19 protein-coding genes and 4 pseudogenes are annotated in these 21,339 nt (G+C 61.4%); 10 read left to right on the top strand and 13 right to left on the bottom strand.

Annotated features, from left to right (window positions below; translation table 11 throughout):
* Window positions 1-77: 77 nt before the first annotated feature.
* The 7 genes from C458_RS01710 to C458_RS18640 form a co-directional block, all read right to left on the bottom strand.
* Window positions 78-389 (bottom strand): hypothetical protein, encoded by a 312-nt coding sequence (locus C458_RS01710; protein ID WP_008572683.1) that lies wholly within the window; start codon window positions 387-389, stop codon window positions 78-80.
* A complete protein-coding gene (locus C458_RS01705; protein ID WP_008572681.1) occupies window positions 379-981 on the bottom strand; it encodes a hypothetical protein in 603 nt (200 codons plus the stop codon). The genes C458_RS01710 and C458_RS01705 overlap by 11 nt, the downstream gene beginning before the upstream one ends.
* Complete coding sequence (locus C458_RS01700; protein WP_008572680.1) at window positions 978-1,721, bottom strand: hypothetical protein; 744 nt, start codon at window positions 1,719-1,721, stop codon at window positions 978-980. The genes C458_RS01705 and C458_RS01700 overlap by 4 nt, the downstream gene beginning before the upstream one ends.
* A 13-nt stretch (window positions 1,722-1,734) precedes the next feature.
* On the bottom strand, window positions 1,735-4,371 hold the full coding sequence (locus C458_RS01695; protein ID WP_008572679.1) for an ATP-binding cassette domain-containing protein: 2,637 nt from the start codon (window positions 4,369-4,371) through the stop codon (window positions 1,735-1,737).
* The gene (locus C458_RS01690) at window positions 4,368-5,366 is read right to left on the bottom strand and encodes an ABC transporter permease (protein WP_008572678.1); all 999 of its coding nucleotides are present in this window, start codon (window positions 5,364-5,366) and stop codon (window positions 4,368-4,370) included. Before C458_RS01690 ends, C458_RS01695 begins: the two co-directional genes overlap by 4 nt.
* Before the next feature lie 4 nt (window positions 5,367-5,370).
* Window positions 5,371-7,017 carry an ABC transporter substrate-binding protein gene (locus C458_RS01685; RefSeq protein WP_239640276.1) on the bottom strand — a complete coding sequence of 549 codons (1,647 nt, stop codon included), beginning with the start codon at window positions 7,015-7,017 and terminating at the stop codon, window positions 5,371-5,373.
* A 481-nt stretch (window positions 7,018-7,498) separates the two neighbouring features.
* Window positions 7,499-7,945, bottom strand: a complete 447-nt coding sequence (locus C458_RS18640) for a hypothetical protein (protein ID WP_239638803.1) — start codon at window positions 7,943-7,945, stop codon at window positions 7,499-7,501.
* A gap of 513 nt (window positions 7,946-8,458) precedes the next feature.
* Here C458_RS18640 and C458_RS01675 point away from each other — a divergent pair.
* The 3 genes from C458_RS01675 (at window position 8,459) to C458_RS01665 (ending at window position 10,733) form a co-directional block, all read left to right on the top strand.
* Window positions 8,459-9,268, top strand: coding sequence for a hypothetical protein (locus tag C458_RS01675; RefSeq protein ID WP_008572675.1), 810 nt, complete (start codon window positions 8,459-8,461; stop codon window positions 9,266-9,268).
* A gap of 92 nt (window positions 9,269-9,360) precedes the next feature.
* A complete protein-coding gene (locus tag C458_RS01670; RefSeq protein WP_049897121.1) occupies window positions 9,361-9,813 on the top strand; it encodes a helix-turn-helix domain-containing protein in 453 nt (150 codons plus the stop codon).
* 272 nt (window positions 9,814-10,085) lie between these two features.
* Entirely contained in the window at window positions 10,086-10,733 is a 648-nt protein-coding gene (locus C458_RS01665; RefSeq protein WP_239638802.1) for a hypothetical protein, read from the top strand.
* A gap of 19 nt (window positions 10,734-10,752) precedes the next feature.
* Here C458_RS01665 and C458_RS01660 read toward each other — a convergent pair whose 3' ends face one another.
* Window positions 10,753-11,655 (bottom strand): helix-turn-helix domain-containing protein, encoded by a 903-nt coding sequence (locus C458_RS01660; RefSeq protein WP_008572670.1) that lies wholly within the window; start codon window positions 11,653-11,655, stop codon window positions 10,753-10,755.
* 126 nt (window positions 11,656-11,781) lie between these two features.
* Here C458_RS01660 and C458_RS01655 point away from each other — a divergent pair, with 126 nt between their 5' ends.
* The 3 genes and pseudogenes from C458_RS01655 to C458_RS18905 form a co-directional block, all read left to right on the top strand.
* Window positions 11,782-13,251 (top strand): M23 family metallopeptidase, encoded by a 1,470-nt coding sequence (locus C458_RS01655; protein ID WP_008572668.1) that lies wholly within the window; start codon window positions 11,782-11,784, stop codon window positions 13,249-13,251.
* Window positions 13,252-13,327: 76 nt separating this feature from the next.
* Complete coding sequence (locus tag C458_RS01650; RefSeq protein ID WP_204365583.1) at window positions 13,328-14,740, top strand: DUF6498-containing protein; 1,413 nt, start codon at window positions 13,328-13,330, stop codon at window positions 14,738-14,740.
* Window positions 14,728-14,832, top strand: a pseudogene (locus C458_RS18905) (IS5/IS1182 family transposase); the annotation flags it as partial. The gene C458_RS01650 and the pseudogene C458_RS18905, both read left to right, overlap by 13 nt.
* Window positions 14,833-15,409: 577 nt before the next feature.
* Here the strand turns inward: C458_RS18905 and C458_RS18860 are convergent.
* The 5 genes and pseudogenes from C458_RS18860 to C458_RS18635 form a co-directional block, all read right to left on the bottom strand.
* A pseudogene (locus tag C458_RS18860) lies at window positions 15,410-15,595 on the bottom strand (hypothetical protein); the annotation flags it as partial.
* A 149-nt stretch (window positions 15,596-15,744) separates the two neighbouring features.
* The gene (locus tag C458_RS18305) at window positions 15,745-16,035 is read right to left on the bottom strand and encodes a hypothetical protein (RefSeq protein WP_192815221.1); all 291 of its coding nucleotides are present in this window, start codon (window positions 16,033-16,035) and stop codon (window positions 15,745-15,747) included.
* Window positions 16,036-16,344: 309 nt separating this feature from the next.
* Window positions 16,345-16,530, bottom strand: a complete 186-nt coding sequence (locus C458_RS01640) for a hypothetical protein (RefSeq protein ID WP_008572661.1) — start codon at window positions 16,528-16,530, stop codon at window positions 16,345-16,347.
* Between the two features lie 18 nt (window positions 16,531-16,548).
* The gene (locus C458_RS01635) at window positions 16,549-16,947 is read right to left on the bottom strand and encodes a type II toxin-antitoxin system death-on-curing family toxin (RefSeq protein WP_049897118.1); all 399 of its coding nucleotides are present in this window, start codon (window positions 16,945-16,947) and stop codon (window positions 16,549-16,551) included.
* Window positions 16,948-17,017: 70 nt separating this feature from the next.
* A pseudogene (locus tag C458_RS18635) lies at window positions 17,018-17,377 on the bottom strand (sugar-specific transcriptional regulator TrmB); the annotation flags it as partial.
* A gap of 46 nt (window positions 17,378-17,423) precedes the next feature.
* Here C458_RS18635 and C458_RS01630 point away from each other — a divergent pair.
* The 4 genes and pseudogenes from C458_RS01630 to C458_RS01615 form a co-directional block, all read left to right on the top strand.
* A pseudogene (locus C458_RS01630) lies at window positions 17,424-17,677 on the top strand (IS5/IS1182 family transposase); the annotation flags it as partial.
* A 249-nt stretch (window positions 17,678-17,926) separates the two neighbouring features.
* Complete coding sequence (locus C458_RS01625; RefSeq protein WP_008572657.1) at window positions 17,927-18,499, top strand: helix-turn-helix domain-containing protein; 573 nt, start codon at window positions 17,927-17,929, stop codon at window positions 18,497-18,499.
* Between the two features lie 54 nt (window positions 18,500-18,553).
* Window positions 18,554-19,552 carry an aldo/keto reductase gene (locus tag C458_RS01620; protein WP_008572655.1) on the top strand — a complete coding sequence of 333 codons (999 nt, stop codon included), beginning with the start codon at window positions 18,554-18,556 and terminating at the stop codon, window positions 19,550-19,552.
* 158 nt (window positions 19,553-19,710) lie between these two features.
* Window positions 19,711-20,688, top strand: a complete 978-nt coding sequence (locus C458_RS01615) for an IS1595-like element ISHals2 family transposase (RefSeq protein WP_049897114.1) — start codon at window positions 19,711-19,713, stop codon at window positions 20,686-20,688.
* Window positions 20,689-21,339 lie beyond the last annotated feature (651 nt).

Genomic DNA, 21,339 nt, shown 5'->3' with positions numbered 1-21,339 from the left:
GGGCGACCGCTGGACGGCGGGCGGGCGTCGTCAGACGCGTCCGCTCGCCGGGATGGGTCGAAAAAACAGAAGCATCGTCAGAACCACGCGGGGTCGGCCGCGCCGGCGACCGACAGGAGGACGGCGGCGACGGCGATGCCGACCCAGCCAAGCCGCTTCGAGGCCCGTCCGGAGGCGACCGCACCGACCGCGGCGCCGCCGACGGCGAGACCCAGCCCGCCCACAGCGGGAGTGAACCACGGTGGAACTTCGTCGGGTTCGAGCGGTTCGCTCGGCGTCGAATCGCCGTGGTCGAGGTGGGCGCTTCCGACGCCCGCCCCGACGCCGAGCAGACAGCCGACGAGCGCGACGGCGACGAGCGCGGCCGTTACGTCGGGCCTAAAACTCATCGCGGAACCACGGGAAGAACCCGGAGAGGAAGCGGTCGGTGGCGGGCATGAAGTACGACCCGTAGTGGTACGTCGGGTCGAGCGTCGTCACGACGAGGTCGCCGGACCGCGACTCCCGGTCGAGGTAGAGGACCGCGTCGCCGTCGACGTCGGTCACGAGCACGTCCGCGTCCGCGGGCGCATCGAACGCCCCGTGGAAGTGCCACGTACAGTCGCGGGGCGGGACCGCCTCGAAGAACGGGTGGTCGTCGCGCGGGAACCGAAGGCCGCTGTCACCGTCGGAATCGAGCCACCACCAGAAGTTCGTCGGGCGATGGGTCCACGACAGTTCGGGGAGCCACGGGTCGGGCTGGCCGCCGAACACCGCCGCGTCACCGCCGCTGTCGAGGAAGTCGAAGATGGCGTCGCGCCCCTCGTGGAGCGCGCCGAGGTGGAGTCGCGACGGGACGAGCAGTCGGTCGAACGCCAAGAGGTCAGCCATCGACAGGTCGCGCACGTGAACCACTTCGTCGACGTACCGAGCGTACTCCGAGTCCAAGAGCGTCCGGCGCTGTGGAGCGGTCCCGCTGTAAAGCGCGGCGAGGCGCGTCATCGGCAGTCCTCCTCGTTTCGGAGCAGTTCCGGACTGCCGCCAACGGAGACATCCGACTCCGTGCGGACCCAGGAGACGAGTTGCCGCGGCACCCGGGCGGCGCTCGTGTCCCGGCGACCGAACCCGATGAGGTCGTTTCCGCTGTGGGCGAAAATCGTCCCGTCGGTCGTCTCGTCGTCGACGTAGACGGCCGGCTCACCACCGGGGAGTTCGAGAATCGCCGTCGCGTGTGCCGGCGGCGGGTTGTGGCCGCGGGCGAAGAAACCGGCGACGCCCCGCTGGTAGGTCAGGTCGTCCATCGAGACGCCGTCGAACACCGGGTGTGGGGTGACCTCGCTCACGACGTAGTCCGTGTGGTCTTCGATGTCTCGGGGAACGAACGGCTCCGCGCCGGGAAGCCACCGAGTTGCGAGGTGGCCGCTGAAGACGACGACGCCGCCCACGTCGAGGAACTCCCGAATCACGTCGCGGTGACGGTAGAGGTAGTCCTGGTCGGCGTGGCTGGAAATCACCACGCCCGCAAATCTGGATAGCCCGGTCTCAAGCAGGTCGTACTGGTCGATTCGGACGAGGTGCTCGCGGACGAACGGGGTCTGACAGAACGGGCGCGTAAAGCAGTCGTCGGGGTCGAGAAACCCGACGGGTAACCCCCCGTCCGCGGTCGGCGGTGCCGTCTCGGTCGCCTCGGTCTGGCCGCCGTTCGTCGCTGGTCGCGGTCGCGTTGAGTCGTGTGTCGTCATCGGTAGTCGGTTGTCATCGTTCTGCGTGCGGTTCGTCGCCCTCGGTGGGCGCGTTCTCAGCGCTGGCGTCGGCCGCGTTCGCCTCCGCCGCTGTCGGTGACCTGCCGGCGTGGAGCGCCCTCGTCGCGTCGACGAGCGTTCGCGTCTCCTCGTGGGACGGCGTCGAAAGAAGCGTCGTCGGGGGACCGCTTTCGACGATGCGACCGTCAGCGAGGACGGCGAGCCTGTCCGCGAACTCGCTGGCGGCGGCGATGTCGTGTGTCACGTGAAGCAGCGTGATGTCTCGAGCCGCGACGAGGTCGTACAGGAGTTCTAAGAGGTCGCGGCGGAGCGGCGCGTCCAGCATCGAGGTTGGCTCGTCCGCGACGAGGACCGCTGGTTCGAGAACGACAGCTCGAGCGATAGCGACGCGCTGTCGCTCGCCCCCGGAGAGCGCGGTGGGTCGCCGCCCCGCGTAGTCTTCGGCCGGCGCGAGGCCCACGTCGGAAAGCGCGTCGAGCACGCGGGCGTCGCGGTCCCCCGGCTCGCCGATGTCGTGGATGTCGAGCGGCTCACGAACGACGCGCCCGACCGTTCGGTTCGGCGACAGCGAGGCGTAGGGGTCCTGAAACAGATAGTGGACCGTCCGCCCGAGCGACGTGTGGTCGGTCGCGGCCCACGACGGGACCGACCGACCCTCGACGGCGACGGTCCCCTCGTCGGGGGTGACTAGTCCGGCGGTCATACGACCGAGCGTGCTCTTTCCCGCACCGCTCTCACCGACCAGTGCGACCGATTCGCCGCGGCTGACGCGGAGGTGTACCCCCCGAAGCACCGCCTCGCCGTCGTACGACTTCGCAACCCCGTCGTATTCGAGGTGGGCGTCGCCCGCGCCTTCGAGACCCGAGTCCGTGGGTGCAGTGGAGTCCGCGGGGGAACCCCGCGATGCGCCGATATCGGATGGGAGCGTCGGTCGCGCGCCGAGCAGTTCGTTCGTGTACGGGTGGTCGGGCGACTCGTGGAGTCTGTCGGTCGCGCCGACCTCTACGACGTGGCCGTCGCGAACGACGGCGATTCGGTCGGCGACGCGAGCGACCGACGAGAGGTCGTGGGTGACCATGACGAGCGAGAAGCCGAGTCGGGCCTGAAGCGATTCGAGCAGGTCGAGCAGTCGAATCGTCGTCACCGTGTCGAGGCCGGTCGTCGGTTCGTCGGCGACGAGCACGTCCGGGTCGTTCGCGAGGGCGGCGGCGATGACGCCCCGCTGACGCATCCCGCCGCTCAGTTCGTGGGGGTACCGCCCGTAACTCTCGGCGTCCAACCCCACGGCCGTCAGCACGTCTTCGGCGCGTTCGCGGGCGTCGTCGCGGGAGCAGTCGCGGTGGGCGACCACCGCCTCGACGACCTGTTCGCGGAGCGTCCGCCTCGGGTCGAGCGCGTTCATCGCCTCCTGCGGGACGAACGCGACGGCGTTCCCGCGGAAGTCGGCCATCGTCGGGGACCGGCCGGCCCCCGCGTCGTCGATGCGGTCGGTCCGGAGCGTCACGGCCCCCGAGGCGACCCGTCCGGGCGGGTCGAGAAGCGCGAGGAGCGCGAGCGCGAGACTGCTCTTTCCGCTCCCCGACTCGCCGACGACGCCGAGGGTCTCCCCGCGGTCGACCGAGAGGTTCACGTCGTCGACCGCGGTCGGGGCGGTATCGTCGTCGCCGTAGACGACGGTGAGGTCGGTCACGTCGAGGACCGGAGCTGAATCGGGTTCCGGCGGCATCACGGTGAGTTCCGGGCCGTCGTCGACGGCGGTCGCGGCGCGCCGGTCGCCCGCGGTGCGTCGCTCGATGCCGAGCGCGAGAAAGGTAAACGAGAGCACGCTCCCGCCGATGGCGACGCCCGGCGGGAGCACCCACCACGACCACGCGTCGGTGAGGAAGGCGCTCCGCTGTTGGGCGTAGAACAGTATCGTCCCCCACGAGGGGGCGGTCGGGTCGCCGAGGCCGAGGAAGCTCAGGGACGCTTCGAGGAGTATGGCCGAACTCGCGGCCTTCGCGAACTGGGCGACCGCGATGGGCAACAGCGCGGGTACGACGTAGTGTCGGGCGACGTAGGTCGGCGAGGCGCCCATCGACCGCGACGCCTGCACGAAGGTCCGCGCTCGAATCGAGAGCACCTGCGAGCGAAGCTCTCGGGCGGGACGCGCCCACATCACCGCGACGAGGACGCCCACGGTCGTCGCCAGACTCGGGCCGAGCACCGCGGCGGCGACGATGACGAGCGGCAAAAACGGGAGGGTCAACACTACGTCGACGACGCGCATCAACACCGTCTCGGTCCGCCCGCCGACGACGCCCGCCGTGACGCCGACCAAAAGCCCGGCGAGCACCGCGAGCGACCCGGCGAGCAGGCCGACCGAAAGCGACACGCGCGCGCCGACGAGGAGCAGCGAGAGAAGGTCGTGGCCGGCGTCGTCCGTCCCCAACGGGTGGGCCGAACTCGGCGCTTCGAAGGGGTCGCCGACGGCGACATCCGCGGGGTACGGGGCGAGTATCGGTGCGAACACGGCGATAACACCGATAGACAGCACGCCGACCGCGCCGACGACGACGAGCCAGTCACGCCGCGAGAGGGTGCTCGCCGCGGCGACGAGGCCGCCGAGTCGGGAGGTGGCCGCGCTCACTCGCCGGCCCCCCCATCAGCTGCGCCCGTTCGCGGGTCGACGAGCGGGTACGTGAGGTCGGCGAGGACGTTGGCGGCGATGACCGTCACGGTGAGAACGAGAAACGCGCCCTGCAAGAGCGGGTAATCGCGGGCGAGCGCCGCGTCGTAGACGAGCATCCCGAGCCCCGGATACGAGAACACGGTCTCGACGACGACCGCGCCGCCGACGAGCGTTCCCAACTGGAGGGTAAAGCGCGTGTAGATGGGCAGCAGGGCGTTCGGGAGCGCGTGTCTGAACAGAATCGCTCGCTCGGAGAGTCCCTTCGCCCGCTCGAACCGGACGAAGTCGGCGTCCGTCGTCGTGAGGACGGAGCCGCGGGCGACGAGGTAGATGCCGCCGGTCCGGGCGAGCGTGAGCGTGGCCAACGGGAGCGCGAGATGCATCGCGCGGTCGACGAGCGTGTCGACGACCCCCGTCGTCCCCGCGACCGAGGCGATGCCGTAGGAGGGGAACCACCCGAGTCGGAACGCGAACACCGAGACGAACAGCATCCCGACCCAGAACGCGGGCGTCGAGTTGGCGGCGACGAGGGCGGTCAGGAGCGCCGCGTCCGTCTCTGACCCCTCGTTCCACGCGCTCCACGCGCCGAGGAGCGTCCCCGCCAGCGTCGACACGACGAGCGTGAGACCGACGAGCACGAGCGTCGAGGGGAGGTGTTCGAGGATGACGGCGACGACCGGCCGCCCGAACATCACCGACGAGCCGAGGTCGCCGCGCACGATTCCGAGCAGGTAGTCCACGTACTGGATATGAAGCGGTTGGTCGAGGCCGTACGTCGCCAGCAGTTCCCGTCGCTGGGCGGCCGACAGGTCGGCGACCGCCTGCCCGACGACGTACCGAAGCGGGTCGCCCGGCGCGAGGTGCGGGAGCGCGAAATTGACCGTCAGCGCCGCGAGAAGCGTCGCACCGTACTCGACGACGCCGCGTCCGACCGTCCGGAAGTGCGCGGTCATGGGCTCAGTCGAACGACCGGGTCACGGCCGTGCCGCGTTCGTCTTCGGGGAGGAGCGACCACTTGTGATGGATGCCGAAGCCGGGCGACTCGGCCCACGCGCCGTGCGCCTCGGGGTCGTAGCCCCAGCGCGGCTCGGGGTACCACAACACGAGCGACGTGGGCTGGCTGTTGAACAGGCGCTGCATTTCGAAGAGCCCCTCCTTTCGGGCCTCGACGGTCGTCGTCTGTCGCCACTCGTCGTAGAGGGCGTCCCACTCGGGGTAGTCGATGTCGTTCCGCCAGAGGTAGCCCGAGCGGTGGGACATGACGAACTGGTCGGGGTCGGCGACGCCGTGCGGCGAGATGTCGCTGACGTACATATCGAAGTCGCGGGAGCCGAACAGGCTCCCAATCGAACCGGGGTCGAGCGTCCTGACCTCGACGTCGATGCCCACTTCGAGGAGGTCGGCGGCGACCATCTCGGCGGCGCGAATCCACGTGGGCTGGTTCGACGCGACTTTCAGCGAGAACGAAAGCGGGTCGCCGGCCGCCGTCTCGCGGACGCCGTCGCCGTCGTCGTCGGTGAAGCCGAGTTCGTCGAGCGTCGCCCGAGCACTCTCCGGGTTGTACGGCGTCGACAGGTCGGGTGCCGTCCACGGCGATTCGGGGTGCGGATAGCCCTCGACGCCGGGGCGCGCCATCCCGAGCGTGACGGTCTCCGTAATCGCTTCCCGGTCGATGGCGCCCGAGACCGCGCCGCGGAACGCGTGTTGGTCGAACGGTTCGCGCTCGTAGTTGATTCGGATTTCGACGAGCGAGAGCCAATCGGTTCGAACGACATCGACCGACTCCGAAGACTCGAACCGGTCGATGGCCTCGGGCGGAATCTCGACGTTCGCCGTGTCGACTTCGCCGGTCTCCAACGCCGTGAAGATAGTCGAGTGGTCCTTGATAATCGGGACCAAAAGCTCGTCGACGAGCGGTGCCCCGCCGAAGTAGTCGTCGTTGGCGACGAATCGGAGCCGCTCGCCCGCCTCGTAGTCGACCAGTTCGTACGGACCGGTCCCGACTGGGTACTCGGCGTACGTGTAGGGGTCGTCGACGCTCTCCCAGATGTGCGCCGGGAGGATGGGGAGGTCCGCGAACGTGATGTCAGCCAGCGTCGGCGCGGGGTACGCACACTCGAACCGGACCGTCTCGTCGTCGACCGCTTCGATGGTCTCGATTTCGGGGGCGTCGCTCACGTGGTGCGTGTAGCGGTTCGGCTCGGCGTCGCGGAAGTAGCGATAGGTGAACACCACGTCGTCGGCGGTGAACGGTTCGCCGTCGTGCCACGTGGCGTCCGAGCGAACGGTCGCGGTCCACGTCGTCCCGTCGACTCGCGTCGTCTCCGTCGCCAGCCCCGGCATCGGGTCTTCGACGTACGGCGACGGCGCGAGCAGGCGGTCGTACACGAGGTCCTTCAGCCAGTCGAACGAGCTGCCGCTACTCACGTAGATGTTCAGCGGCGAGCTCGGGTCGGCGTCGGTCGCAATGCGGAGCGTCGTCGACTCGCCGTCCCCGCCGAGGTCCTCGACAGCACCGGTACAGCCGGCGAGTCCCGTGAGCCCCGCGAGCGCGGTGGCTCCAGTCTTCAGGGTCGTACGCCGCGTTAACTTCCTGTTTTTCATCATTTGTTTAGGCCAGCCTAAAACATATAGAGTTTGTGATTTAGGTGAGCCAAAAGTGTCTGAATTCGGGGATTAAACAGCCCATTGAACCGGATAATAGCAATTTGCTGTCTAGTTCGGAGCGTGTGGTGACAGCAATGTTTGTCCGTTCGCCGGCGATGACAACAATAATACAACATATTTTGGGGGAGACGGGTCGGCTGACGTGCTAAATGCCACGTCGCTCACACAACGTGGTGCGCTCACACGGCAGGGGTCAGGTGAACACTAAGTATGATTTCTGTGTCGCTCGCCAGCTTGATTGTGCTGGTACTCACGGCGTCAACACAACTGGTCTCGAGGTCGTGCTGCGCTATTTTGAGACGCACGGCGAGGTCGATGACGGCCGGTTCCCGGAGTGGGACGGGTTCCAGCAGCTGGCGGCTGACTACGGGGTGCGACTATCTCGAAATCCGATATCACCCTTATTTTCTCTCGTCTCTCATCCGGTTGGGAGCGCGAGGAGAAACGCGAAAAACGCTACTGGGATGACGAAGACCGCAGCGTACCAGAGTGCCGCGGTGACGAGTAACAACCACGTGCCGAGTCCGTAGTTGGTTGGGTCCCAATCAATTCCAATCCGCGGTAAGCCGATAACCGAAGTCAGTGGCAGCACACCCATGTATGCAATCGTGAGTACGAACGCCATAGCCAGCAGTGCATTCGAGAGCGCGGCACCCTCTGTACTCGTTGTCGTGAAAACAATTCCAGTACCGATCTCGAATGGGGCCGACAGCGCAATAGCGACGAGGAGATAGCTTGCGACCGTGGAGCGTACTGGTGGGAGTCCGTGGAATAATGAACGAATCCGGCTGCTGAGTAGGTTCGGGCTCCACAGTACCGCAGCGACGAGTCCGGGCCCGAACACGAGAGCGAGCGTGCCGAACATCGGTACCTACTGGACCAACACCTGTATGACTCAAAAGCATACAGGAGACTTAAAACGGATTTTGAACAGCGGCTCTGCTTAGCTGAGCGCTTATTCTTGGAAAAGAGCAACCAATACACGCATCCCCGTGCTCACATCGGCATTCTTCACCCGCCTCTTCGATGAATACGAGTCGCTCAACTGGCGCGAATTGGTGCGTGACTCCCGCTGCCCCGAGTGTCGTCAACACTGTCCGTCGAGTATATCGATCACTCGTTTGTCGCGTCTACTGATCATCGATAGGGTTCGGAACGGTTCTCTCTCACGGAACTGGTCGAACAATAGATGATACTGACGTAGTATCACGAGTCGGCAGTTGTCGCTGGGCGGGATGCTTCAAGACCCCGATAGCTCAAATCGAAACTGTGCTCTGCGTCGTATCCACGAAACAGGCGGGAGAAGGGGCCAGATGGTTAAATACGATTTTGATACTACGTTCGACCTAAGATATCACAGCGGTAACCCGTAGATACGATGGTCACTGCCTCCGCATTCAAAGATGGAGTAAGCGCCCTCCGCGCGAATCCGGTCCTGCTCATCGCTGGCCTGCTCGTCGGGGCAGGCAGCCAGCTGCAATACGTCGACCACCTCATCGAGTCGCCGTATCTCTCGGTGAGCGTGTCGCTCGCCTGGCTGATCGTCTTCCCGTTCGTTATCGGCGGGTTCATCGGCACTGCCCGAGCTGCGATCGACGGCACAGACCCATCCCTCACTCATTTTTTCACTGTAGCCCGGACTCATTACCTTCGGCTGCTCCTTGCAACGGTGGTGTTCGTGCTACTCGTGTTTGGAACCGCGATCGGATTTGGACTCATCGGGTTCATCCTCGGTATCGGTTCGATGGCGCTCACCGCGATTCACGAGATGGCTGCGTTCGCAGCAGGCGTCATCTCGCTGCTCGTCTGGCTCGTGTCGATCCTTGGTGTCATTATGTTCGTGCAGTTTTACGACACGGCAATCGTCATCGAAAACGCGAGTGTCACTGCTGCGTTCCGGAGAAGTGCTGGGCTCGTTCGCTCGAACCTGAAAAGCGTCACTGGATTCTCCGTGACGTGGCTCGTCCTGCTGAACGTCTTCTTTATCCCCGAATACCTGGTCCAGTTGACGATGGCAGACGCTGGCCCAGCTGACGCATTACCGATCGAGTTCGGGATTCCGATTGCTGTCCTGCTCCCGATCGGAATCGCTCTTTCCGCGGTCGGCTTCGCGTACTTCTACACGGTGTACACGGCCTACTATCTGCGATTAATCGCTGCCTCAACTGAGACTCCGGACTCAGTATGACCATCCACCAACAATTACGTACGATAGTTTCGAACAGCCACCGAACAGATCAAACCCCCGCAATCGCCGCCCGCAGAAACTAACCAAACCCTATGTCACGGATCCTCCCGACACGAACTGACGCGACTGTTGAACGAAGCAATACGCCGGCCGTCCTGAGTCTCGACGACGACGGGACCCGAGACGTGATCGAAGCACTGTCTTCCGAGACCGCCTACGAGATTTTTCGACTGCTCAACGAAACGCCGGCGACACCGTCACGGATCGCTACTCAGCTCGACCAGAGCGTGCAGAACGTCCATTACCACTTGGAGCATCTCGAATCGGCCGGCGTAATCAAAGTTGCGGACACCTGCTATTCGGAGAAAGGCCGGGAGATGAGCGTCTACGTCGTTTCTGAAGACCCGACACTGCTCTTTCTCGGCACCGAGGACGATCGGCCGAGTCTCAAACGCGCGTTCAAATCCTTCGCCTCACTGCTTGGTCCACCGTCGATCCTGCTTGCCGCCGGCGAATGCATCTCCCGGTTCGTTACTGCCGAATGAGTAAACATACCGACACACCGGTCCGAGCTTCCACTGCCGGCGACCCAACCGCGGATGACGCGGCACCGACGATCAAGGCCCGAGACGATGTCGATGGCTGTGGGTGTCTTGATTGCCGCAATATCGAAATCCCTGCAACCCGTCGAAGCGTTCTCGATTCGTTAGTCTGGTCCGTTCACCTGTTTCGATCCTATCCGTCAATCGTCGTTTTCGCGGGTGTGATCATTTTTGCTAGACGGCTTCTCGAAACGGACGGTATCAACGCGCTTCCGATGCCCGCAATCGCCGTGGTTGAGACTCTGACGGCGTTTGCGTTCATCATCTTGATCCGTGCCTACGTAGGAACGATCGTCGCCGGTGAACTGACCGGCGAGCCCGTCACGAGACGTGAGGGGTTACATCGAAGCCTCGCTCGGACACCATCACTAGTCGGAGTCGTCATTCTCACCGTATTCTTGGTGATGACGGTTCCGTTCTTCTTAGCACTACCACTCTTCCTTATCGTCGGTGTGCTCCCGGTCATACCGGGAGATACGATCAGTTACCCCGTCGCCGCGGCGGTGGGTGGAATCTCCTTTGTCGTGCCGTTTCTGTTTCTCCTGTACAAGTTCTGGTTCGCACTCGAGGCGTGTGTCATCGGCCAGTACGGCCCGCTTAGATCATTCCGCATGAGTTGGCGCATCACGACGAACTGCCGAGGCAGATTCGTGCTTATCGGGGTGATGGTGATCGGAAGTGCAGTCAGCCTCTTTCTCCCGACATATCTCCCCGAGATTGGAGCGAGTCTAGCCTCATTAAACCCCGTTTTGAGCGTCATCTCATCGAGTGTCAGTGAGCTACTCTCGATCGTGTGGGCGAGCGCCTACGCGCACATCTACGTCCAAGGTATCGTGTCGTCATCTACGCTACGACCGACCTAACGAACGGCCATCAAGCCAGTTATTCAACGGCAGCAGAACAGATGTTGAGGTCGTCGCTAACAGTAATCTCAGCGACGGCGTCGTCATACGTGATGCTGATCGTGGCATAGAACGGGTCGTCGGAGCTGATCCAACCGGTTACGTCAGGGAGCACTTGCTCCGTCGCTCGCATGCTACTCGACTTACTGAGCGGAACACCAAGCTCGGTCAACGCCTTCGTCACCTGTGGTTCGAACTGGAGTGCACTGACTATATCGACAGTAATGAACCACGAGCACGTCTCACAGGTAAACTCCGCAGTCGGTGTCGAGTCCTCATCGAGTCGCTCCCGCGGCACAGTGACGCTGGTGATGCCAGCACACGACGGGCATTGGCCCGTGCGAGCCAGTCCGACGTGGTGCATCATCCGGTCGTAGAGGGCTTTGTAAACCCCCTCTCCCTCGCGGACAGCGAGCCCGTTTTTCGGAAACCGGTACGTCGCTCCCCAGAACAGGTCACACGCGGGGCATTCGACGGTGAGAAATTCCTGCTCGTACTTTCCTCGAAGCCCGGACTCACAGTTCGGACAGGACTCCTCAATATCGAAGTCGGTCGGTATCGACTCTGTTGGTCGGTTCGCAATGACTGCCTCGTAGAGCGCGATCGCGCTCGCCGTCGGAACGTATCCCTCCGCCACCTCTTCGATGTAGACGTCGCGGAGCTTTTCGAGGTGGTAGTTGAACTTCCCGCTGTCTTCCATCTCTGTTGCTGCCATCAGTTCGGCGTACGAGAGCGTGCGCTGCTCCCGTACGTCCGAACGTGAATCCGGATCGACTGGCGAGTACCGCTCGAAAAACGCGCGCAGAATATCGAGTCTGATTTCGTGTCCGAGCAACGCGAACGCCTCCTCCGACGCCGCTCCCCCGCGTTCACTGTTCGTCATACAGACCCGTTGAACGGTGGGGTCATTGAGTGCTCCCCTCCGCGATGCGTGTGAGTTGTTCTTGTGAAGTTGAGCTCACAGAATGCTTACGCACCTGAATACCCATCTCTCACACAGTGCCTACGTATGTCGAATCAAGCTACGTCACCGTCTCTGGGTTCGCGTCTCCGCGAGCGAATCCAGTCTATCAGCCCGTTCTCCCTGACGCTGCTCGGGTTAATCGGGGTCCTTGGAAACCTAGTCCCCCAGCTTGAGATACTCAAGTTGTTCCACCTGTTCTGGTTTTTCGCACTCTGGCCGTTCGTGTCGATGCTACTCAGCGGCACCAAGCAATCGCTCGGATTCGGCGCTGACGACGAGGGACCCCGAGATTGGCTCGAAATGGACACCGGCTGGCGAGGCCAGATCGCCGTTCTGCTCGGTATCCCAGTATCGTTTTTCAATCCACTCGTGTTTCGCCAGGACGCGATGCAACTGCTGGGAAGCCTCGTCGCTATCGGGAGACACCGTGGTTCGCTTCCCAATCCAGAAACGTACGACCAGGCCGCGAGCTATCGACTGCCCGTAGAGGGGACGTGGACAGTCGTGAACGGAAGTCCGATCAAAGAGTACTCCCACTCGTGGTTTCCGGCGACCCAGCGCTACGCCTATGACCTCGTGATCACGGACGAGGAGGGGCGCAGCCGTCCCGCAGGCACAGACACGAGAATCGAGAACTACTACTGCTACGACCAGCCTGTCCTCGCACCTGCCGACGGCGTCGTCATCGACGTACACGACGATGGCCCGGAACTCGGACGAGCCGGTGGATTCTCGCATCCACTCAAACGGAGTATGACCGGGAACGCCGTCACGATCCGGCACGCGGAAGACGAGTATAGCAATCTCGTTCACCTTGTCCCGAACAGCATCAAGGTTGAACCCGGGGATCGCGTGAGGCGGGGCGAGCAAATCGGTCGGTGTGGGCATTCGGGAAACTCCGCAGAGCCACACCTCCACTTCCAGCTTCAGGATCACCCGACGTTCGAGATCTCGGCGGGATTACCGATCCGGTTTGACGACGTTGACCTAGACACGCCGGGGGTAAATATCGTCGAAGAGACGGGCTGGACGGAACCGGATGGTTCTGGCCGCTACATTCATGTCGGCCAGCGGGTATCACACACGACTGACGGTGAGCCCCATCAGTCCGAGGACACAGCTAGTCCGTTCGAGACGGCTTCCTCGGAGCTTGGTCGCGTCCGGACGCTTGGACGGGTCGCTACGGGTGTCTCCATCGGCGGCTTCGTCACCGTACTCGCGGGGGTTGTCGTGTCGTCGTTACAGACGATTGCACTCGCGCTCGCAGGACTGGCCGGTCTCGGACTCGTGTATCAGGTCGGGCAAGGCCTCGCGGGTGGTGATCGAGTCCGTCTCGGGTCCCTCGGAACAGCTTGTGGCGTCGGCGTGGCGGCGGCGTTGGTCGGTGCCTTTACCGCCCAGAATACACTTCCGCCACTCGATTCATCTGGGGCCGGAACGGGGATGTTCGCGGCTGGGTTCCTGTTGTACATCGCGGTGTGGGAATACGGGCGGCGAGGAGGTGGAGGCAATTGATTCGTCTCCACGCGGACGACTGCTTCATCACAGAGGCTCTAAAACAGAGGATAAACTGGTGAAGTGGGATATATCGATGAGTAATAGATCCGTGGAGCCACCATCAAACGATTCGTCTGCCGTGTTTCTGGCGGCAGTGGCGGCGAACATCGTCCCGCTGGTCGGCGTGTTCCACCTCGGGTGGAGCGCACAGACGTTCGCGGTCGTCTACGCGATGGAACTGGTCGTCGCCGTCCCGTTCGCCGGATTGAAGGCGTTGTTCGCGCGCCGCCCGCCGAACTACGACGAGCTGGAGCGCCCACAGGAGGGGAACCCGCTCAAGCCCGACGAGTGGGGCGGGGTCTCCGTCGGACCGAGCGACCTCAACCGCCGGCGTGGGAACGTCGCGGTCGTCGACTCGCTCCCACCGGTCTACCCCCGGAACGTCCCGTTCGTCTTGCGAGCGTTCGGGGCTGCCGTGGCGCTCGTCGGGATGTTCCTCTTCGTACTGAGCCGGTTCATCGACGTGCCGGCGACGCTCGCCGATCCGATTGTGGCGACGAGCGCCGTCTCCCTGATCGTCTCTCACGTCGGTGTCATCAACCGCGAGTACTTCCGGAAGCGGCGCCACGAGACGAGCACCCCCCGGGACGTGATCGGAAGCGCGAAGAACGAGGCCGGGGTGGCCGTGGTGGTGCTCTGGTTCGCGGCCGCCGGTGGTCCGATCGGCGCGCTGGCCGCGTTCGTCACGGTGAAGCTACTCGCGGAGTGGCGGGACTACCGCGGCGGGCAGTCGTCCGACCCCGACGAGGAGGCGGGGACGCTCCCGCCCGTGGCGGCTCCGGACGTGTCGCCGACGGCTGAGCTCCATCCGAACCGGCGGGCCGTCCGCGGTGCCGCGCTCTGGCAGGGCGCGACATCCGCCGTCGGCGGCGGCCCGGCGTACCTCCTCGCGTGGGTTGGGCTCACCGGCGGATCGACAGGGACGGTCACCGCCACGGTGGTCTGTTTCGGCCTCCTGCCGGCCGGCCTCGGCGGGCTAAAGGCCGTCGAGTATGCCGTCACTCACGGTACGCTGGCGTACCAACGCCGCGACGATGCGGTAGTCGCGTACGACGACTTCACCGGGGCGGTCCAATGGGCTATTCCCGTCGATGACCTCCGGGACGCCGAGCTGTGCCAGGGAGAGCTCGTCGACCGCGCCTGCGACACCCGGACGTTCTCGCTCACCACATTTGCGGGGGAGTATGACCACAGCATAGCGCACCTCCGGGAGTACGATCAGGCCGTCGAGGCGTTCGAACTCCCCGTCAAGACGGCGGCATTCGGCCCACTCGACCGACGCGTGGCCGGGATAGCGGCCACAGTTGGAGCCTGTGGCATCGCCGTCGTCGCTGGCGTCGGCTACTACGCTCCCTCCATCGCTGCGGTCGCCGCCGGGTTCGGCGGCCCGTTGGGCGTCGTCGCTCTCAGGTCGGCGTGGCGGTGGGCGCTCCCGGCGACGCCGTGAGAGCGCTCGGCTGGTCTCGACAGTTCCATAAGGTCGTTTTGATGTTCGCCCTCATCAACAGTGAATCGCTACGTGAATCGCTGGAACCGTAACTCAGCATCGCACGAGCATCGGGCGACCTTGCTCCGAGAGGAGGTCGGTCTTTCATCTCGTCGGGGTGGAGGTCCGCAGGACGCTCCTCACCGTACCGGTCGTCTGCTGCCTTGTGATGACGGTGGTGCCGGTCGGCCGACTGGAGCCGTTCCTTGTTACCCGTGATCGACGTACAAACGGAGAAACCCAAGAGGAGTGATAAAGAAAAATATGTAGACGCTTGTCGAAGTGATCTCAACCACGCTAAAGTGGTCTAGAATAGCTAGGAGAACGACAGCGGCGAGAATAATGTCTACTACTCGTCCAGGACGTGTTTTAGAGAGGATTGTAACCATCTATTCAGGTGCAGTTCAAGAAGGCTAAAAGTTACTTTGTTCGAATATAGCGCTGCCGAATTTTACAGATATCGACGTAGTTGGGTCGCACTTGGGACGGTTTACTGGGAACTCCCCCGTTCGATTTTGGCCTTTGGATAGCTGACCCAACGGAAGCAGGCAGTATCGTTTATACTAACCAAGGGATTCAAGAACATTTTGGTAACGATAGGAAGGCCGCTGTGGAATGAGCTCAAACGAGTCAGGGCTCGTCGAGCAACGAGCGAGCTCGCTGCACGTAACTGTTCGCACCCCAGCTACGGGCGTCGCTGGTGTCATCGAGGAGCAGCCGTGCCTCGGCAGTTGAGAGCTGTTCAGTTCGAACGAACACCGAGAGCAGCGTCGGCGTCGTGACGAGTCGGGTATCAGCGAGCGAGGCGTGGATCAAACGCTCGTCGGGACCGGGATTCGACTGGATCGCGCAGTCGACGCAGATCGGGTGTGTGACTCGTTCGTCTTTTCCCCGGGTATGTGCCTCCCCCGCGTCTGTACCGGGAACCGCATCGCAGAAGGCACAGCCAGCAAGTGTCTGTTGGATCACTTTCCTCCCTCGTCGGTGTCGCGAGCGGCGGTCCAGCCTCGATGGAAGATCGCGAGCTGGAGTATCGAGTCGAATGCCTCGTCGCTTGGCTCGTGGACGAGAACGCGTTCGTTGGGGATGGGAGTGACGACATCGTCGTCGACGAGGTCATTGACCAGAGAATGGGCTCTCCTCTCGTCAATATCCGCTACTGCGACGCGGGCGGCATCTTGATCCTGTGCGACGAGTTCCGCTTCAAACCGTTCGTGGTCGGCTGATGCATCGTCGAGTGCGTCTGTACTGGGCATGGGAATCACGTCGGCGCGTATTGACGCGCCTCGGCCTCTCAGGCGCGGACAAACTACTCGCTGCTATGTGTTTAACCAACGCTGCAAGGGAGCTATGGTTCTGTGTTGGTTAATTCGCGGCGGAGTGACGAACTCGTTTCGCGATACAGGTTCACCTTTGGGACAGCCCTTACTCACTCCACAGGGCCGCTATCCGGTCTTCAATTTCGTCGAGGACGAGCCGAAGTACGTCTCGATAGTCGGTCGGCCACGAAGCGTCGTCGCCGGGAGTGGGAGCAGTCGGCGGGGAGTCGGAAGGATTCTGTTGGCTTACTCGTCTTCGAGTGCGGCGTAGATCTCCGCGTGGCGGCGTCCGTCAAGTTTCCCCATCTCAAGGGCGATCACATGACGTTCCTCGTCGCTGTCGGCCGCCTGATACCGCTCGTATAATCGGCGAACTTCTTCATCGACCGTCGCCGAGGAATCGGTGCTGGACGCCATCTCTGTGTCGAACATACTCTGTGTGTCCCTTTATCAGTTACGACGAGCGCACGCTCGGAAGTAGATCACTGCGGTCTCAGTGTCGACGGCGGATTCATCGGTCGCAAAGCGGTGCAGTAAGGCGCGAATTTCGTCGCCGTAGTCGAACGTGTGTCCGTTCAGCATGTAGAAGACGACTACCGTTCGGAGCGCCGTTCGCTTGTTCCCGTCAACGAAGGGATGGTCTGCAACGAGAAGCCGCATCAAATGTACCGCTTTTTCATGCAGTGTCTGTGGAACCTCCCCAAAGTATCCTTCAGAGACGTACTGCACTGCAGATTCGATTGCGTCCTCCGATCTGACTCCGGGTTCCGTGGCATCGCCTTCCTCGACGATCTGCTCGTGGAGATCGAGGATGAGCTCGACCGAAGGATACGCGACATCGGCAGTCACAATTGCGACTCTCTCGCGCTCGCCAATAGTCGTTTCTTCCTTGCAGCGTCGCTCGCCGTCCTTATCTCTCTTAGTGGTCGGTTCTAGCGCGTTGCTGACGGGCACGTTCGTAGCGTGTTCGCTCGTTCCGAGCAGTCGCCCAGTCGCCGAGGTCTCCGTAGACGTCATCGACCGTCCGGTCGTCGCTCGATTCTGCGGCGTCGACGGCCGCTGGCGTCGGGGCACCGTACGTGTCCTCGTACGCCTCGATCCGCGAGCTCAGTTCCCGAACGCGCTGCTGGAGGTCTTCGACGGAGTGGTCGGCCGCGAGCTGGTTGATTCGCCGCCACTCGAAGTAGGCGTCGTTGCGCTCGTACGTGGCCGGATGGCCATCGTGGCGCGTGACGATACCGAGTTCGCTGAACCAACCCAGATATTTCCGAGCGGCTCTGTTGAAGTCCTCAGAGATTTACATGTTCGTCTTGTAATTCCACGAGATGAAGGCCCACCCGAAGTCGCAGGTTCTCCGGTTTACTGGGAAGGCGATCCAACTGGCCCGCCGCGCAGTCTCCCGATACTCCTCGAAGTTTTCTAAACACCGCTATACACTCTCGCAGCACGTTGTTCTGCTCTGTCTCAAAGTTCGGAAGAACACGACCTATCGTGGTCTGCTTGACGAACTGGTCGAGATGTCACGCATCCGTCGAACCTTTGGCTATCCGAACTTCCTACTCCATCAACGCTTTGTGAGGTACTGATGTTCGAGCTAAGGAGCCCTCTCTTGACTACCCGAGAAGTGTGGACGTTATACGTCGACTATCATGTATGGCTCTCAGTAAATGAGGCGACCCGACTTATCGTCCGCAAGAGATGCTGAAGGTTTTCTATTCAGATAGCCTACTCCAATTGGATGACGATCACCGCTGAACTTGTCCTTCGCTCACCTTCGCTTCCTCTCGTTAACATCGCGGACTATAGTCGATCTGCGGAGATCGAAAGCATGCAGGGCCTCAGTCTCCAACCGGGTCTACAGCTATTCATCATCCAGACACGTGCCGAGGAAGGCATCTCCGAAGATGACCTCTTGGCGCTTGATGAAGTCATAGAGGCGACGCTGCTTGGACAATCGAGTAGCAAAGCGATATTTAAGCTTTCCGTCGAACTCGACGAGACGCTCGCGACCGCGTTTGACAGGAACACCAATGGCGCGGTGATGGACTCGATACGCGTCACTGGTGAGGGATGGCACAAAGAAGAACTGTTCAAGGATTACGCTGAATTCACCGCGTTTCGGACGACGTGCGAGGAGAACGATATCGACGTGGAAATCCTCTCTCTGACCCAGACATCGGCGCACTCAGACGATAACCCACCCTATGGATTGACTAAGCGACAGCACGAAGCGCTAACACTCGCCTTCTCTGGGGGGTATTACGAACGACCGCGTCAGGTTACCGCCGAACAACTCGCTGAGGACTTGGATATTTCTCAGCCGGCGATGTCGAATCTTCTTCGTCGCGGTGAGCGTCAACTCCTTTCCGAGACAATCGACGCACAGAGGCATATAAATTAGTTTTCTAAATAACATCGGAATCAAGCCGGTAGCCCTCTTTCGTTTGGATGTCTCATGGAATACACGACGCTTGGTTCGACCGGAATGGAAGTCAGTCGCATCTGCCTCGGGGGCATGAGTTTCGGGACCCAGAACGATGTACACGACTGGATTCTGAATGAAGAGAAGTCGAGCGAGATCATCGAGCGCGCCATCGATCTCGGGATTAACTTCTTCGATACCGCGAACGCCTACTCGATGGGCGAATCTGAGCGGATCCTCGGAAACGTCCTCGACGACTACGACCGCGACGAACAGGTCGTCGCCACAAAGGTTTTCCTACCGACGAATACGTTCTCGGATGAAGATGACCCCCATCCGAACGCGTCCGGTCTCTCGCGAAAGACGATCGAGCAGGAACTACAGCACTCTCTCGACCGTCTCGGCATGGAGTCGGTAGACCTCTACCAAATTCACCGGTGGGATCCTCAAACCCCAATTGAGCAGACGTTACGTGCACTCGACGACGCCGTCCGTCGCGGGCAGGTACGCTATATCGGCGCATCCTCGATGTGGGCACATCAGTTCGCCGAGGCGCTCCACGTGAGTGATTCGCTCGGTGTGGAACAGTTCACAACGATGCAGAACCACTACAACCTACTCTACCGCGAGGAGGAGCGCGAGATGCTCCCGATGTGCGAGCAGAAGAACGTCGGTGTCACCCCATGGTCCCCGCTGGCCCGCGGTCGACTCACGCGACCACACGAAGAGATGAAATCGACGACGCGCGGGGAGTCCGACGTGTACGCCGACCAGCACGGGTACCTCGAGTACGGTGGCCGTGAGATCAACGAGCGCGTTGAGGAACTCGCTTCGGAGAAGGGAGTGAAGATGGCACAAATCTCGCTAGCCTGGGTACTCCACCAAGACGTCGTCGATGCCCCAATCGTCGGCACAACGAGCGTCGAGCACCTAGAAGATGCTGTCGAGGCGCTCGATGTCGATCTCTCCGATTCCGATCTCGAGTATCTCGAGGAACCCTATGAACCGATGCCAGTCGTCGGGCATGAATAACTGGCCAGTGCTTCTGTACGTTTGGATTTAGCGAAGAAAGATCATCTTGTTGTGATTATTTCGCCTCGAACAGGCCCCTAATAGACTACCCGTTATTTATCGACGCTCTTACGCAAAGCTACGGAAAAGTCAGTGCATTCCGCCGACGTATGGCGAGTATGTCTACAATCCAGCCAACCTTCGGCGGAATGCTTGGAAACCTAATCGACGACGGTATCTTAGAGCTTCGGACCGAGCCGCTCGACGCCCTCGTCGAGCGGCGACTCAAGCAACTCTGGGAGCACACACCGTGCCCTCGCTGCGGAAATCGGATGATCAGAACGTGGGAGCACCCTGACCGTGTCTGGTGTCGCAGCTGCCAGTTCAAACCCGCCTACACCTACGGCACACCCTTCAGCGAGAAGGACCTCCCCGCAGGCGAGGTCCTTCTCGCGTTCATTCTCTACGCAGATACCTTGCTCGGCATCAATCAAATCGCGATTGTGCTTGACCGCGCGTACAACACGATTCACACAGCAATTCGTGACCTGGAAGCCGCGCTCGAGCGCGGCTTCCCAATTGTCTGGAACCGTCTTAAACGGCCGCACAGCGGTCCATTACAAATCGATGAGAGCGGCAAAGTCTGCTCAGGATACAAGGGCCAAGACCCGCCGCGAACCCGTCCGGGCCGCGGCGGGTCGTTTCGAAGAGGACGCACTCGATGGCAGGGGCGTCACGGTGATCAACTAACGCTCGTCGCGGCCTGCCGCGACGAACTCACTGTCATTCGCGCGAAGAAAGGAATTCGCTACGAGGGTGATCTTGGCCCAGTAATTGAGGAGGCTGAAGACCTCTCCCAGCCACTGGGAGTGGTCTGGACTGATGGACTCCAAGCGTATCGCTGGATGGAGTACGACCACCGGACAGTCATCCACGAGGAACGGTACGTTTCGCCGGACGGCGTCCACATCAATCAGGTTGAGTGTCTGTGGTCACTCCTGCACCCGTGGCTGCGGAAGTTCCACGGCCTGTCCAAGCAGGGCTTGGAACAGGCCGCTCACACCTTCGGCTGCGTTCGGTCCTTGAACAGGATCGGCGCGTCACTGTTCGCACTCATCGATTGCTTCACCCTCCACCGTTTCCGTAGCTTTGCGTAAGAGCGACTCATGACCAAACAGTAGCATGTGGTAACCAAAGGCATCGACGAGATTACGTTGAGAGCGCATACCGGCGCTGTAAGTTTTCGATCTCTACCTGACGCAAGACTTTTTTCGTCGTATAGGTCCCCATTGTCGGCGATTCGAGTCCTGGTGTCGTCGTCTCTGACTGCGTATAAGATCCAATGTGAGTTGAGCTTCCGTTGAGTGAAATGTGCAGAGTATTTCAAAATATATACAATTATATTGACGTTCCGATAACAAACTATTGGAGTCCCACCCAATTCAGTAATTGAGCTTTATGTGAATATAGTCTGCTATTCAGGAATTCTTGTTGCTGTATGATTGTTAATAGTCAATATTATTTCTAACTATGGCTATTTTATCAGTTAAGTTTCCTAGATTGTTCTATTAGATAACATATATGATGTATCCTGATCCCGACATTCTTGTATAAATTATACACTTCTATTTGTGTAGATATTTAACTATCCTCTCATGACTCATGGGAGAGTAGAACATCTTCGAGCGCGTAGCCTCCTTCACAAAATGGATCACCACATCCGTTGTTCCATCGACCTCGGCAGGTCAACCTGCAGCGGTTGACCTGTCGAAGCCAGTCAATCAGACCGACGAACGACGGACTGTGGT

The sequence above is a fragment of the Haloferax sp. ATCC BAA-644 genome (genome assembly GCF_000336975.1).
Lineage (GTDB): Archaea > Halobacteriota > Halobacteria > Halobacteriales > Haloferacaceae > Haloferax > Haloferax volcanii.
Note: the sequence above shows the minus strand (reverse complement) of the source record. Positions and strands in the feature narration are given on the sequence as shown.

Coding starts and splice junctions, on each gene's coding strand:
- C458_RS01685 (WP_239640276.1), bottom strand. CDS start 7,017: ATGAAAAACAGGAAGTTAACGCGGCGTACGACCCTGAAGACTGGAGCC.
- C458_RS01615 (WP_049897114.1), top strand. CDS start 19,711: ATGTCTACAATCCAGCCAACCTTCGGCGGAATGCTTGGAAACCTAATC.
- C458_RS01705 (WP_008572681.1), bottom strand. CDS start 981: ATGACGCGCCTCGCCGCGCTTTACAGCGGGACCGCTCCACAGCGCCGG.
- C458_RS01710 (WP_008572683.1), bottom strand. CDS start 389: ATGAGTTTTAGGCCCGACGTAACGGCCGCGCTCGTCGCCGTCGCGCTC.
- C458_RS01675 (WP_008572675.1), top strand. CDS start 8,459: ATGGTCACTGCCTCCGCATTCAAAGATGGAGTAAGCGCCCTCCGCGCG.
- C458_RS01620 (WP_008572655.1), top strand. CDS start 18,554: ATGGAATACACGACGCTTGGTTCGACCGGAATGGAAGTCAGTCGCATC.
- C458_RS01650 (WP_204365583.1), top strand. CDS start 13,328: ATGAGTAATAGATCCGTGGAGCCACCATCAAACGATTCGTCTGCCGTG.
- C458_RS01670 (WP_049897121.1), top strand. CDS start 9,361: ATGTCACGGATCCTCCCGACACGAACTGACGCGACTGTTGAACGAAGC.
- C458_RS18305 (WP_192815221.1), bottom strand. CDS start 16,035: ATGCCCAGTACAGACGCACTCGACGATGCATCAGCCGACCACGAACGG.
- C458_RS18640 (WP_239638803.1), bottom strand. CDS start 7,945: ATGTTCGGCACGCTCGCTCTCGTGTTCGGGCCCGGACTCGTCGCTGCG.
- C458_RS01700 (WP_008572680.1), bottom strand. CDS start 1,721: ATGACGACACACGACTCAACGCGACCGCGACCAGCGACGAACGGCGGC.
- C458_RS01690 (WP_008572678.1), bottom strand. CDS start 5,366: ATGACCGCGCACTTCCGGACGGTCGGACGCGGCGTCGTCGAGTACGGT.
- C458_RS01655 (WP_008572668.1), top strand. CDS start 11,782: ATGTCGAATCAAGCTACGTCACCGTCTCTGGGTTCGCGTCTCCGCGAG.
- C458_RS01640 (WP_008572661.1), bottom strand. CDS start 16,530: ATGTTCGACACAGAGATGGCGTCCAGCACCGATTCCTCGGCGACGGTC.
- C458_RS01665 (WP_239638802.1), top strand. CDS start 10,086: ATGCCCGCAATCGCCGTGGTTGAGACTCTGACGGCGTTTGCGTTCATC.
- C458_RS01660 (WP_008572670.1), bottom strand. CDS start 11,655: ATGACGAACAGTGAACGCGGGGGAGCGGCGTCGGAGGAGGCGTTCGCG.
- C458_RS01625 (WP_008572657.1), top strand. CDS start 17,927: ATGCAGGGCCTCAGTCTCCAACCGGGTCTACAGCTATTCATCATCCAG.